Origin of the sequence: Enterococcus sp. DIV1090, assembly GCF_050537975.1 — a bacterium.
In the GTDB taxonomy this organism is placed as follows: domain Bacteria; phylum Bacillota; class Bacilli; order Lactobacillales; family Enterococcaceae; genus Enterococcus; species Enterococcus faecalis.
In genome coordinates this window covers 1,478,313-1,492,002 of record NZ_CP172917.1, presented here as the reverse complement: position 1 = coordinate 1,492,002, position 13,690 = coordinate 1,478,313, and the positions used below count along the sequence as shown (strand labels likewise).

General features: G+C 36.1%; 17 protein-coding genes. 13 read left to right on the top strand and 4 right to left on the bottom strand.

The window, feature by feature from the left end; genetic code table 11:
• Nucleotides 1-7 precede the first annotated feature (7 nt).
• From msrA to IGL48_RS07140, 11 genes are all read left to right on the top strand, one after another.
• Complete coding sequence (gene msrA / locus IGL48_RS07190; protein WP_002357448.1) at nucleotides 8-523, top strand: peptide-methionine (S)-S-oxide reductase MsrA; 516 nt, start codon at nucleotides 8-10, stop codon at nucleotides 521-523.
• Nucleotides 524-528: 5 nt separating this feature from the next.
• Nucleotides 529-747 carry a YozE family protein gene (locus IGL48_RS07185; protein WP_002357449.1) on the top strand — a complete coding sequence of 73 codons (219 nt, stop codon included), beginning with the start codon at nucleotides 529-531 and terminating at the stop codon, nucleotides 745-747.
• An 87-nt stretch (nucleotides 748-834) separates the two neighbouring features.
• On the top strand, nucleotides 835-2,277 hold the full coding sequence (locus tag IGL48_RS07180) for a S41 family peptidase (RefSeq protein WP_048949470.1): 1,443 nt from the start codon (nucleotides 835-837) through the stop codon (nucleotides 2,275-2,277).
• A gap of 18 nt (nucleotides 2,278-2,295) precedes the next feature.
• A complete protein-coding gene (gene lepB, locus IGL48_RS07175; protein ID WP_002382369.1) occupies nucleotides 2,296-2,850 on the top strand; it encodes a signal peptidase I in 555 nt (184 codons plus the stop codon).
• Nucleotides 2,851-2,964: 114 nt separating this feature from the next.
• A complete protein-coding gene (locus IGL48_RS07170) occupies nucleotides 2,965-3,414 on the top strand; it encodes a hypothetical protein (protein WP_048949469.1) in 450 nt (149 codons plus the stop codon).
• 147 nt (nucleotides 3,415-3,561) lie between these two features.
• Nucleotides 3,562-3,930 (top strand): GntR family transcriptional regulator, encoded by a 369-nt coding sequence (locus IGL48_RS07165; protein ID WP_002357453.1) that lies wholly within the window; start codon nucleotides 3,562-3,564, stop codon nucleotides 3,928-3,930.
• A complete protein-coding gene (locus tag IGL48_RS07160) occupies nucleotides 3,927-4,781 on the top strand; it encodes an ATP-binding cassette domain-containing protein (protein ID WP_002409464.1) in 855 nt (284 codons plus the stop codon). The genes IGL48_RS07165 and IGL48_RS07160 overlap by 4 nt, the downstream gene beginning before the upstream one ends.
• Before the next feature lies 1 nt (nucleotide 4,782).
• Nucleotides 4,783-5,514 carry a hypothetical protein gene (locus IGL48_RS07155; RefSeq protein ID WP_002357455.1) on the top strand — a complete coding sequence of 244 codons (732 nt, stop codon included), beginning with the start codon at nucleotides 4,783-4,785 and terminating at the stop codon, nucleotides 5,512-5,514.
• A 192-nt stretch (nucleotides 5,515-5,706) separates the two neighbouring features.
• Entirely contained in the window at nucleotides 5,707-6,387 is a 681-nt protein-coding gene (locus IGL48_RS07150) for an ABC transporter ATP-binding protein (protein ID WP_002357457.1), read from the top strand.
• A complete protein-coding gene (locus tag IGL48_RS07145; protein WP_010824680.1) occupies nucleotides 6,388-7,671 on the top strand; it encodes an ABC transporter permease in 1,284 nt (427 codons plus the stop codon). It abuts the gene before it with no gap.
• 90 nt (nucleotides 7,672-7,761) lie between these two features.
• Nucleotides 7,762-8,730, top strand: a complete 969-nt coding sequence (locus tag IGL48_RS07140) for an NADP-dependent oxidoreductase (RefSeq protein WP_025190737.1) — start codon at nucleotides 7,762-7,764, stop codon at nucleotides 8,728-8,730.
• Nucleotides 8,731-8,950: 220 nt separating this feature from the next.
• Here the strand turns inward: IGL48_RS07140 and IGL48_RS07135 are convergent, their stop codons facing one another.
• From IGL48_RS07135 to IGL48_RS07120, 4 genes are all read right to left on the bottom strand, one after another.
• Nucleotides 8,951-9,553, bottom strand: coding sequence for an alpha/beta hydrolase (locus IGL48_RS07135; RefSeq protein ID WP_002361880.1), 603 nt, complete (start codon nucleotides 9,551-9,553; stop codon nucleotides 8,951-8,953).
• 12 nt (nucleotides 9,554-9,565) lie between these two features.
• On the bottom strand, nucleotides 9,566-10,528 hold the full coding sequence (locus tag IGL48_RS07130) for a ring-cleaving dioxygenase (protein WP_033591911.1): 963 nt from the start codon (nucleotides 10,526-10,528) through the stop codon (nucleotides 9,566-9,568).
• Between the two features lie 10 nt (nucleotides 10,529-10,538).
• Complete coding sequence (locus IGL48_RS07125) at nucleotides 10,539-10,967, bottom strand: MarR family winged helix-turn-helix transcriptional regulator (RefSeq protein ID WP_010824678.1); 429 nt, start codon at nucleotides 10,965-10,967, stop codon at nucleotides 10,539-10,541.
• 128 nt (nucleotides 10,968-11,095) lie between these two features.
• Complete coding sequence (locus tag IGL48_RS07120) at nucleotides 11,096-11,890, bottom strand: SDR family NAD(P)-dependent oxidoreductase (protein ID WP_010824677.1); 795 nt, start codon at nucleotides 11,888-11,890, stop codon at nucleotides 11,096-11,098.
• A 196-nt stretch (nucleotides 11,891-12,086) separates the two neighbouring features.
• Here IGL48_RS07120 and IGL48_RS07115 point away from each other — a divergent pair, with 196 nt between their 5' ends.
• Together IGL48_RS07115 and IGL48_RS07110 are read left to right on the top strand one after the other, a co-directional pair.
• On the top strand, nucleotides 12,087-12,839 hold the full coding sequence (locus IGL48_RS07115) for a DUF7006 family protein (RefSeq protein ID WP_002385886.1): 753 nt from the start codon (nucleotides 12,087-12,089) through the stop codon (nucleotides 12,837-12,839).
• A gap of 104 nt (nucleotides 12,840-12,943) precedes the next feature.
• Complete coding sequence (locus tag IGL48_RS07110; protein ID WP_002357468.1) at nucleotides 12,944-13,666, top strand: TraX family protein; 723 nt, start codon at nucleotides 12,944-12,946, stop codon at nucleotides 13,664-13,666.
• Nucleotides 13,667-13,690: the final 24 nt, after the last annotated feature.

Sequence of the window (13,690 nt, the reverse complement as noted above, 5' to 3'; positions counted from 1 at the left end):
GTTAGAGATGGAAGAAAAAGCAATTTTTGCAGGCGGCTGTTTCTGGTGTATGGTGCAGCCTTTTGACACACAACCAGGGATTATCTCAGTTGTTTCGGGTTATACAGGTGGGCATGTGCCTAATCCAACATATGAACAGGTTCTAACACACACAACAGGCCATACGGAAGCAGTAGAAATCACTTTTGATCCAGCGATTATTTCTTACGAACAATTAGTGGATATTTATTGGCAACAAACGGATCCTACTGATGCTTTCGGTCAGTTTCAAGACCGCGGCGATAATTATCGGCCAGTTATTTTTTATCGTTCTCAAGAACAAAAAGAAATTGCTGAGAAAAGTAAAGAACGTCTAGCTAATAGCGGCCGTTTTACAGAACCAATTGTTACCACTATCGAACCAGCAGCACCATTTTATCCTGCTGAAGAATACCATCAAGACTTTTATAAAAAAGACGCTTTGCGTTATGGATTGTCCCATCAACGTAGAAGTGAATTTATCGAAGAAAAATGGAGTGATTAATTTACATGAGACGAAGCTTTTACCATTACTTAATGACATTAAAAGGTCCGGCTAAAGATCCTGAAACTGATTTTGCCAATGAAGCGGCCAAAGATATTCAGTTTCCAAAACAAACCGAGGATTATCATGAACTTTCTTCTTATTTAGAAATGAATGCTGACTATTTAAGTAACATGGACATCTTTGATGAGTTATGGGAAAAGTACCTTGAAAACAATAAATAAATCCAGAGGAAAAGCAAACAAAGCTTTTCCTCTTTTTTCATTCATGTTATAGTAAACAAAAGTAGTGACGAATTTGTTAGAAATGAGATGAAATCTATGAAGAACAAACGAACTGTTCCTTTTTATCAATATATTATTTCGCTCCTCTGTGTCGCATTTTTAGCTGGAGGAAGTAGTTATATTTATTTTGATCATCGTGTTAAAAAGATGAGTCAAGAAGGGGCAATTACCAATGCTGATTTAAGCAAAGTGCAGGATTTATATAATGAAATTAGTACCAATTATGTAGGTGAAGTAGATAAAAATGAATTAGTTGAAGGCGCCTTAAAAGGCATGTCTGAAGCCATTGGAGATCCATACTCAACTTATCTAAATGAATCTGCTGCCAATGATTTAAACGAAAGCTTATCTGGCGATTTTGAAGGAATTGGTGCCACTATGACAATGAAAGATGGCGAACCAGTTGTAGCAGAGGCCCCTGTAGCAGATTCCCCAGCTGAAAAAGCGGGAATCAAAGAAGGCGATATTATTGAAAAAGTTGATGGTACAGCTACAAAAGGGATGAAACTAGCAGAAGTCGTCTCAAAAGTCCGAGGTAAAAAAGGAACTTCCGTTGAATTGACTATCCAAAGAGAGGGAGAAACTAAAAATATCTTAATCAAACGTGGGAAAATTCCCGTTAAAACAGTGACAGGTGAGTTAGACAAAAAAGATGCACAAATTGGCTCGATTAAAATTTCGTCCTTTGGTAAAAAAACATATCAAGAATTGAAAGAAACAATCACGAATTTACGTGACAAAGGAGCTAAATCCTTTGTAATTGATGTACGCCAAAACCCTGGTGGACTGCTAGATCAAGCAGAGCGAATGGCCAGTATGTTTTTAAAAAATGGCGAAACAATTGTTCAATTTGAAGACAAAAAAGGTCGTACGATGAAAGAAGTTGCTTCCAAAGAATTAGACGACGGCTTTAAAGTAAAAGAACCTGTTGCAGTTATCATTGATGGCAATAGTGCCAGTGCATCCGAAATTTTTGCTGCAGCACTGCATGAATCTGCGAATTTCCCATTAATTGGAACGAAAACATTTGGCAAAGGAACGGTCCAAACGGTGAAGGATTTAAATGACCAAACCGAAATAAAATTGACTGTTTTAAAATGGTTAACACCAAAAGGCGAATGGATCAACGAAAAAGGAATTGAACCAACCATCAAAGCTGATTACCCCGAGTATGCCTATTTAAAATTGATTCCTCGCGATAAAACGCTAAAAGAAGGAGATCAATCTGAAGATATTCAGAACTTAAATGCTATTTTAGCTGTATTAGCGTATCCTGTTGATGAAAACAATGCAAACTACACCGCAGAAACAAAAGCAGCGGTTAGCGATCTTCAACAGAAAAATGGCTTGCCTGTAACTGGAGAAATCGACAATGAAACAGCCACAAAAATTGAAGCCACTTTAGGTAAATTAATTCTTGAAAATGACGCTGCCTACGATACAGCAGTCAAAGAAATTCAAAAAAACTAGAAAAAAGGTGGCACGAAGTTGAAGAAGAAACGTGATTATGTTGGGTATTTAATGTACTTTCTGAAAATCTTAGTACCTGCAATCGTAGCCGTTTTTATTTTAAGAGGATTTTTCCTGATTCCTGTTCGGGTGGATGGCCATTCCATGCAAAAAACCTTGAATCAAGGAGATATGATTGTGATGGAAAAATTCTCCGCCATTAAACGGTTTGATGTGGTGGTCTTTAAAACAGACACAGGATCGATTCTGATTAAACGTGTGATTGGTTTACCAGGAGAAGCTGTGCGTTACGAAAACGATCAATTATATGTCAATAATCAGCCAATCGCTGAACCGTATTTAACTAAAAACAGAAAAAAAGATCATGAAACGATGCCTTACACTACGAATTTTGATTCAAAAGAATTGTTAATGCAAGAAAAATTACCTAAAGATAGCTATTTTGTGCTTGGTGATAATCGCCGTATGTCCAAAGACAGCCGTTCTTTTGGTGCAATACATGCAGATCAAATCTTAGGGAAAGCACAATTTGTTTATTACCCACTCACTCATATGAAGATCATTCCTAAATAAGTAAGACCATTAGTTCGTTTATTTAAATAACGACTAGTGGTCTTTTCTAATCTGAAAAATTGTTCTCTTAGCTGAAAAATGTTAAGGTTAAAGTAATGATAGATGTAGGAGGTCATGCAAGTGATTAGAAAAACAATTTTAGCAAGTTCTATCTTAGGCGTTGGGTTACTGATTGGTGCATGTGGAAACCAAACCCAAAACCAAATGAATTCAACCAATACCAGTGAATCATCACAGTCTAAAGTAACCGAATCAAGTCGCAAGTCATCTGAAAGTGCGTCTAATAACGAAGGTGTATCAAGCGATTCTAGTAAATCCACAAGTTCCACTACAGAATCAGAAATGTTAAAAGGTCTGGCGGAAGAAAAAACGCTAAAAGAAAAAATTCCGTCCTTAAATCAAACAACGATTAAGAAAGTCACTGATAATGAGTATAAACGCGTTCTTGTGATGGAAGAAAAGGCTACAGGAACGACCTATAAAAGTATTTTGATAAAAAAGCAAAATCGCTTAAAAATTGTCAACGAAACAACCGATGAATTGTTATACAATGGAACCCTATAAGAACGAAACCATTCAATAAACTCAAAAGTATCGCCATTGTTTTCAAAGAAAAATTTCTTTGGAAACAATGGTTTTTTATTGACAAAAGAATTTCTAGGATATATAGTTAGTTACATAAGCAGTTAACCATTTAAGCGAGGTGTAAAAATGGAATTTAATTTTTCGGGGGAAAAGCCTTTATTTCAGCAAGTAGCCGATCAGATTGCCGAAGGAATTTTTAATGGCGCTTACTTAGAAGGCGAACAAATTCCCTCAACCACAGAAATATCAAAAAGTTACCAAATCAATCCAGCCACCGTTTTAAAAGGAATGAATTTATTAGTAGAACGACAGCTGATTGAAAAGAAACGGGGGATTGGCATGTTTGTTTTACCAGGCGCTCAAGAGAGAGTAAGAAGTGCACGGAAAGAAGAATTTTTAAATAAAGAAGTCTTAGAAGTTGTCGCAGAAGCTAAAAAATTAGGGATTACAGCTGAACAATTAAAACAACTAATTGAAAGAGGGTATGACGCATGAGTTTGCGGGTGGAATCAGTAAGCAAAAAATATCATCAAAAAAAAGCACTAGATAATATTTCAATTACTTTTGAAAAAGAAACGATTTATGGGCTCTTAGGCAGAAACGGGGCTGGTAAAAGTACGTTATTAAATATCATAAATAATCGAAGTTTTGCCACTTCAGGTTCCGTTAAATTGGCGGGAGAAACAGTGACCGATAATGAGGCTGCTTTGACTCATATTTACTTAATGAGTGAAGATAATTTGTTTCCTCCTCAGTTAAAAATTAAAGATATTTTTAAAACGACTGAAGGTTTTTATGGATCCTTTGACTGGTCTTTAGCCGAACAAATGTTAAGCGATTTTGGTTTAGATAGTAAAAAGACATTCAAAAAATTATCAACTGGTTATCGGAGTATTGCTAAACTAATAGTGGCGCTATCCGTCCCCTGTGAGTATATTTTTTTAGATGAGCCAGTCTTAGGTTTAGACGCCAATCATCGGGAATTATTTTATACTTATTTAATTGAGACATACCAAGAACGTCCCCGTACGTTTGTGATTTCTACCCATTTGATTGAAGAAATTGCGAATTTATTAGAAGATATTATCATCATTGATCAAGGAAAATTGATTCGCGCAGAATCTATTGAAACAATTTTGAAAAACGGTCGCATTGTTTCTGGGCCGAAAGAACAAGTAGAGCGCTATACTCAGTCATTGGAAATCTTAGGCATGGACACTTTAGGTGGGGCAGTTACGGCTTACGTGTACGGCGACTTGCCGACTGAAAAAGCAGAGGTTCAAATTGCGCCGCTAAATTTACAAACATATTTTGTGCAATTAACCAATAGAAAGAAGGAAAAGTAAAATGAAATTTAAAACAGCTTTGCAGTATCGTGTTATTTATCAAGTCCGTTCTTTAGCAATTTATTTTGGCTTTTATGCTTTGTTCGGCATTCTTTTTCCTCTTATTGGCTTGCTCTTTTCTAACGACGTAAATACTGTCAGCTCTGATGCAGTAATTCCTTGTCTGGTTTTTATGGGGATACTATCATTTTTAGGGGTAAACACAGATTTTAAACTGTTTATTCAAAACGGGCTTTCCCGCTGGACGATTTTTTTGGTGAATTTTGTAAGTAATGCTATTTTATCTTTGGTTGGATCCTTGGCTGTACTTGTACTGATTAAAGTATTTAGCGGCAATTTCATTTCTCATTTTCAATTATCAATGAAATTAATTGATGTCTATGCGCAAGGAAACTTTTTCATGTCGTGGTTGCTCTTTTTTATCTTACTAATGCTTAGTGGCTCACTTGGCTTGTTAGCAGGTGTCTTTAATGATCGGATAGATGGCGTAAAAAAACTCATTGTTTTATTGCTGTTATTAATGATTCCTATTTTACTGGGCACGATTGCACAATTAGGGGGGGCACCAATGCGCCTGAGAATGCTCCATGTCTTGCAAGCAATGGTTGGTTATCAATCCACTGGTTTTACTGTCCTACCACTTCTTCTGACAATCAGTTGCTTTGTTGGCATTAATCTTGGTTTGGCCTATTTATTGAATAAACATCGTGAAATTAAACGCGTAAATGCATAACTAATTAATAAGAACATGTTCAATGAGGTGAATTTGGAACATGTTCTTATTGTTTTAATTAAGAGATACATCGGAAGTACCATGACAAAGGAAAGGGCTTCCGTCAAAATAGAAAGAGAAGAAAGGAGTATGAAAAGAGTAAAAAACTTTGTAAATAAGTAAACGACAAAGAATGAAAAATGGAGGGGTAACATGGCGGTAATTGAAGCAAAAAATATTAAAAAAAGTTATGGAAAGAACGAAACAAAATTTGATGCGTTAAAAGGTGTTGATTTAAAAGTTGAAAAAGGTGAATCTGTGGCCATAATTGGTAAAAGTGGCTCTGGGAAATCAACATTTATGCACATTTTGGCATTGTTAGATCAACCAACTTCAGGAGATATTTATTTAAATGGTAAAAATGTTACTAGTATTAGAAAGAAAGTGCTGAATAAAACGAGAAATGAAGAATTTGGTTTTGTTTTTCAACAATTCTTTATGAATGCCAAGGATACAGTTTTAAATAATGTTCTTTTACCATTAAAAATTGGTGGTATTTCCGGTAGCAAGAGGAAAAAGATGGCTTTAGATGCGTTAAAAGCAGTCGGTTTGGAAGATAAAGTTCAAAATAAAGCGAATAATTTATCTGGTGGCCAAAAACAACGGGTATGTATAGCGCGTGCTTTAGTTAATAATCCGCAAATTATTTTTGCAGATGAACCTACAGGGAATTTAGATTCTGCCACTGGGAAGAAAATTGAAGAATTGTTATTTGATTTAAATAAAAATAAAGGAATTACCTTAATTATTGTGACACATGATCCAGACTTAGCAGCACGTTGTGATCGGCAAGTTCATGTTCGAGACGGCTTGATTGTAGGAGGAGATGAGTAAATGAAATTTAGAGATATTTTAAAATCAGCTAGTACCAATTTAATGCGTAATAAAGGTCGAACCGTATTGACCATTATTGCAATCTTTATTGGAGCATTTACCATAGCTTTAACTACAGGAGTCAATATTGGTGTAAATGATTATATTGACAAACAAGTCGGCAGTGTCGGTGGTGCAAATCAGTTATTTATTCAGCCAAAAATGGAGATGAATGTTGGTAACGGAACAGAACCAAGTAAATATAATCCAGAGAAAAAAACCAGTACGATTCAACAACAAAGTATGCTTGCTGAAAAAGATATTGAGAAGATTAAAAAAATCTCGGATGTTACATCAGTTGAACCAATGAAATCCGTTGCTATCGATTATATAAAAGGAGCAGATAAGCATAAATATGTATTTTCAGCAACTTCTGCGCTAGATGAGATGACCATTGATTTAGAGGCTGGCCGTAAAGTTTCGCAAACGAGCCAGGACTTCGAAATTAATTTGTCACCAGAATATGTAAAAGCGCTCGGCTATACATCTAGTAAAGCTGCCGTGGGAGAAACAGTTCAATTAGGTATCTCAAGTTCCTTGAAAGGACAAGAGCAAGTTATTGAAGCAAAAATTGTTGGAGTTAGAAATGCCAGTGTCATTCAAAATGGGCTCTCGCTGATGAATAAAGCATTGATTGATAAAGTTGTCTCAATCAATCAAGCAGATCTTCCAGAACATTTAAAAAATCAATACGCGATGATTATTGCTGAAGTTAAAAAAGACAGCACGCCAGAGCAGATTAAGGACATCAAAAAAGATTTAGACAAAGCTGGCTATTTGGCGACTACTGTCGAAGATGAAATTGGCATGATTCGTAATATAATCAATGCAATCACTGGCGTTTTAACCATGTTTGGTGCAATTGCCTTGTTAGCTGCAAGCTTTGGCATTATTAACACGCTGTATATGTCTGTCCAAGAAAGAACGCGAGAAATTGGTTTAATGAAAGCCATGGGACTTAGCAATGGGAAAGTCTTTACAATTTTTAGTGTTGAGGCGGCTTTAATTGGCTTTTTTGGCTCAATATTAGGCATTTTAGGAGCTGTTGGGGTTGGAAATCTAGTTAATCGTTTGTCAACGGATTCTTTTTTAAAGGCTTTAACAGGATTTAAATTAATTCAATTTTCATTGCCATCTTCATTAACGATTATCTTAGTTATTATGTTTATTGCTTTTTTAGCAGGAACTTTACCAGCTCGAAGAGCAGCAAAATTAGATCCAATTGAATCTTTACGTTATGAATAATAGACTAAAAACAGCCACTTTCTCTCAATTTAACTAAAGCATATTCTTATATAAAAAGAAGGCAATAGGCGTATACTAAAAGTGTGAAAAATGAAACAAATGAGAGGAAGTTGGTTTATGAAAGCTGTTGTGATTAATCAGTACGGAAGTAAAGAGGTACTTGAAGAAGCAGAAGTAACACTGCCAGAATTATCGGAACATCAAGTGTTGGTAAAAGAATACGCGACATCAATTAATCCGATTGATTGGAAATTGCGTGAAGGATATTTAAAACAGATGTTTGATTGGTCCTTTCCGATTATTCTTGGTTGGGATGTCGCTGGTGTGATTACAGAGGTGGGGAGTCAAGTAACGGATTGGCAAGTTGGCGATAAAGTTTTTGCTCGTCCTGAAACTACTCGTTTTGGTACCTATGCAGAAGTAACGATTGTGGATGATTATTTATTAGCAAAAATCCCTGAAACAATTAGCTTTGAAGAAGCGGCTGCCGTTCCGTTGGCTGGTTTAACCGCTTGGCAAGCATTGTTTGATCATGGTCACCTTAAAGAAGGAGAAACTGTTTTAATTCATGCTGGTGCAGGTGGGGTCGGTACTTATGCGATTCAACTAGCAAAAGAAGCGGGCGCACATGTCATCACGACCGCTAGCGCAAAAAATCATGCCTTACTGAAAAAAATTGGTGCAGATGAAGTGATTGATTATCATACAACGAATTTTGCAGAGGTATTAACTGATGTTGATTTGGTTTTTGATACAATGGGTGGTGAGGTTCAAAAAAATAGTTTTGACGTCTTAAAACCAAACACAGGTCGTCTTGTTTCAATTGTGGGCATTGAAGATAAACAATTGGCAGCCGAAAAAAATATTTCTGCTGAAAGTATTTGGCTTCAACCAAATGGAGAACAATTACAAAAAATTGCTGATTTGATGGCAGCTGGAAAAGTGAAATCAATTATTGGTGAAGTTTTCCCTTTTTCTAGACAAGGGATTTATGATGCACATGCACTCAGTGAAACGCACCATGCAGTTGGTAAAATAGTTGTTCAAATGGCAGAATAAAAAGAAGATCAGACAGTGAATTATCTTAAAATAGAAAAAGTGAGCCTGGGACAAAAATCCAAAGAGATTTTTGTCCCAGGCTCAAAACCTGATAAACGGCGGGAACAGAACCAACTCCTTCGGAAATAAGCCGAAATTCTCCAAAAATTAAAGAGCAATTTTCGGAAATTTCTTCTTATTTCTCGGAGCTAAACGGTTCTGTCCCGACCTCACTTTTTTGTTAAGAGGACAGATGTGCCAACCAAGTTTGTGTTTCCTTAATTTCTTGATAAGTTAATTGATGACTTTGTGTCCAAACCTCTTGTACGGTTGCTCCATGATTCTGAAATAGTTGAATCACACGCATACTCTCAGGAAGTGGGACAATCGGGTCATGCTCTCCTAGAGATAATAAAACAGAAGTGTCGGTCAAGTCTGGTTGATTGGTCAATTCAACAGGAAACATGGGATGATAGAGGACAGCTTGATGGTAACTATCGGGATGAGTAAGCAATAATTGAATAGCGATATTGGCCCCATTTGAATAGCCAATAAAAATAATTTTATCCAATGAAAATTGATGCTCGTTAGCGGCTTGTTGAATAAACTTATGAAGCGCCTCGCCGCGTTTTTCTAGATCTTCTAAGTCATAATGACCTTCCGCTAGGCGCTTAAAATAACGATTCATTCCATTTTCTGAAACATCACCACGAATACTTAGCACAGTAGCTTGTTTATTTAGTTCTTGGGCAATTGGTAGGAGAGATGTTTCATCACCACCTGTACCGTGAAGTAGCACAAAGACAGGTGCTTCAGGATGTCCTTTTTTAAAAATTGAATGCATGTTTTTTCCTCCTTAGGCTCGTTTTGTATTGAAAGGCTTGATAACACTCTCAATATACTCACGACGGTTTTCTAAAAATGGTGCAAGAGATAACTTTTCTCCTAATGTTTCGTAAGGTTCATCCCCCATAAATCCTGGTTCATCGGTGGCTAATTCGACTAAAATATGCCCAATGCGAACATACAATGATTCAAAATAATAACGATCGACATAGCCAGAGTTTTGTAAGCCTAAATGATCAAAGAGCGCTTGCCAAGTCCCAAGTGATTTACGATCCGCTAGGCGGAACGCAACGTGATGTACTTCACCATATCCTTGTTGCGCTTGTGAGCTAGTATCATCGTCTACCAAAACGACTTGGGCACCATTGCCACCTTGGCCAACTTCTAGTAAATAGCGATTGCCTTCTTGTGCCACTAGGTGAAAGCCTAGAATTTCTTCAAAGACTTCTTTGAATTCATGAAAATAGGAAATAGCTATTTCGACAGGTCCTAAGCCATAAATCGCAAATTCTGTTGGAACAGGTCCTTTTTTCCAAGGGGTGCCCGCTGCAACGCCCTGATTTAATTCATCAGAGATTAATTGATACGCTTGATCATCAAAATCCCAGAAGCGAAGGACTTTTTTGCCAAATTCTTCAGAAATACCTGTGTGTTTGACCGCAAATTCATTGAAGCGATTTTCATAATAAGTCAAAGCTGCATCTGAAGGAACCCGGAACCCTGTTCTTGAAATTGTATTGGTTCCTTTTAATCCTTTAGGGTTATTGGGAAAATCGAAAAAGGTCATGGTTGTACCTGGTGTACCCAAATCATCAGCAAAATAGGTATGGTAAGTATAGATATCATCTTGATTCACTGTTTTTTTGACTAAACGCATCCCTAAAACATCCGTAAAGAAGTGATAGTTTTTTTCTGCATCACTTGTCATAGCTGTAACGTGGTGGATTCCTAATAATTGATCTTCTTTTTTCATCATTATTTCCTCATTTCGTTTCATTTGTTATTTTTCGTAAAGTTTTTTGAAGAAGTGTTAATTCTTCGGAAGAGAGTTGTTCAAATGCTTCTGCAATTCGCTTTGCATGCGTCGGGAAAATTTCTTTAATTAATGTTTTTCCAGCTTCTGTTAATTCAACGTAAGTAATGCGTCGGTCTTTTTCACTGGGGGTGCGCGTTACATAGCCTTTTTTATGTAATTGGTCAATAACATAAGTGGTGCTACTGCTAGCAATTAAAATTTTCTCCTTAATTTTTTGGATGGTCTGAGGACCTTTATGGAGTAACAGCTCTAATACTGAAAATTCTGTAATGTTTAAGTCATAACAAGTGACATCTTGCTTGGCAAGTTGCTCTAGTTGATGGCTGGTTCTTAATAAACCGATATAGGCTTTTAAAGCTTCTTGCTGTTGGCTCATTGTTTCACCTCTTTTTATTTCGAATTCGAGATAAATATAACTTACTTTTGGTAAGCAATCAATTAATATGCTTAAAAAGACAGCCAGCAAAAAATGTGAATTTTTGCTGGCTGTCTTTTTTGTTTAATTTAGAAGATCGTTGGAACTAAGCCGCCATCGATTCTTAAGGCTTCGCCTGAGAAGGAAGAAGAATCCGGGCTGGCCACAAAGGTAACAAAACGACCAATTTCTTCTGGTCGAATGAGCCGTTGGATTTGTGAACGAGAACGATGATTTTTCATGAAATCTTTTTCCCAATCCTCTTTGGGAATGTCTGAATCAGTGTACATATCTTCCAACATTTTTTCTACACCTTCGGTAAGGGTTGAGCCAGGCATAACCGTGTTAACGGTGACATGTGTGCCGACAGTTAAGTTGGATAAACTTTTAGCTAAGGAAAGATTCATCGTTTTTGTCATGCTATATTGGGGCATTTCGCCAGAAGGCATCACCGCTTCTTCGCTAGCAATGAAAATAATGCGACCAAAATCTTGTGCAAGCATTTTAGGTAGATAAGCTTTTGCTAATGCATTGCCTGACAACACGTTCACAGTAAAAAATTTTTCCCAAGTGGCGTCATCGATGTCCCAGTATTCCATTGGCTCAAAAATCCCCATATTGTTCACTAAAATGTCGACTTTAGGGAATTTTTCAAGCAAAGTAGCTCGTTGACTTTCAATGGAAATATCGGCAGTCCCTGCTTGAGGATGAGTGTCTGGAAACATTGTTTGTATTTCTTTAACAACTTTAGTTACTTCGGCTTCATTGCGCCCATTGATAATGACATCGGTCCCTTCACGAGCCATTTCAATCGCAATTGCTTTGCCAATTCCTTTGGTTGAACCAGTAATTAATGCTAATTTATTCGTTAAGTGTAAATCCATTTAAATCCCTCCAACGTTTGTCTATCTCTAGTGTAGGTCTTTTTCTGGACTTTTAAAAGGAAAAAGTTTTTTCGGCCCTAGGGAAACAAGCCCCAATAATTACTTAACAGCTGAGTTTTCACTTTTTGGGCGTAAAACGAGTAATTATTGTCAGTAAAAAAGCGTCACTTTTTTGATAGAATAACTAGAGACGAAATTGGCTAAGACCAATTTTGTAAAATTGTACATAAAAAAGAAGAGTGGGAATGCTATGAAGAAACAATATTACTGGAATATACCCGATAACTTATTAAACTCGTTAAAACAGCGGAAAAAGTTATACAACTTTTATAAAAATGAACAAAATAAGGCAAGAGAATTAGTAGAGAATTGTCAGTCGGTTCTTTTTCCTGAATTAGTCGCTTCGCTGAATAAAATAGATGAGCGGATTAAATTATTGATATTCTATCAAAATTTAGAAGATTGTGAGCTTTCAGAAGAAGAAATTATTACTGTGATTGAGCGAGAATATTTTGTGACTTTTTATGAAACAATTGAAGAACCGACCACTGAAATTATTAGTAGTCATTCTATGTATTATTTATTGCAACAGCCGACTAAAGAAATGCTTTGGGATTTAGACTTTAGTAACATGTTAAAACAAGGTCAGTTAGTTGATTTAATGGATTACCAAAAATTGACCAAATGTTATCAAAAGCTACAGAATCAAGCTAAAAATTTGATTGAAAAATTAAATAAAGAAACATTTTACACATTTTATAGTCAACTTTTATTGATTGATTGCCAATGTAAATTATTAATAGAAGAGGCGCTTCTAAAAGAAGAATCATTGATGACGGTCGATGAATGCTTAATAGCCATTAAGCAAGAAATTCGAAAAATTCATTTTGAACAATTTAAATACCAACATTATTTATTTGAAGATTTATCTTTGCGGTACCAAGTTTAACGAAAGTGACAAAAAGAATGGTTGAATCTAACAAGAATGTTCGTTGTTTTCTGTTATATAAAAAGATATGATAGTTTCTGTAGAAAAAATAAAGGAGACGATTCATGAACGCAAATCGCTTAAAGTTATTGATGATGGGGTTAATGGTTCTTGACCATATTAGTTATTTTGTTCCGCCAGAATGGGCACTGATTTTTCATGTAATTACTCGTTGTGTCGGTGTGTTTTTTGGTTACATGGCTGTAGAAGGTTTCAACTATACACGGAATGTTTATCGCTACAATGGTCGTTTGTATATTTGGGCAGCAATCATGTTTGTTGGAAATACGCTTCTAAATCATTTAGTGAATAATCCAGCTGTCGCTGTTCACAACAATATTTTCTTCACCTTAGCCCTTGGTGTCAGTATGTTAATTGTGACAAAAGCGATGCTAGAGATGCCAAAAATCAGTTTAAAAATTGTTTTATTGATTAGTATATTAGCAATTTTAGGAATAGGAGCAATGTTTGCTGAAGGTGGCATTGTGATGTTACCTTTTATGTTGATTACGTATCTAGCCAGAAAGAGACTTGTCTTACGGAACTGTTTATATGGTGCATTAGCGCTCTTTTTCTTAGTTACAAGTTTTCAATGGTTGGGAGATTGGCCAACGACAATTGAAATGTTAGCTTATAATTCTGATTTTATGTTTATCACTGTGTTACCATTTATATCGCTTTACAATGGTGAGAGAGGGAGCAAAGCACCATTTTTCAAATATTTATTTTACGGATTCTATCCGCTTCATTTATGGCTGATTGCATTGATAGCCAATTACGTTCATTAAACCTTTTTATATTAAAAGAATAAA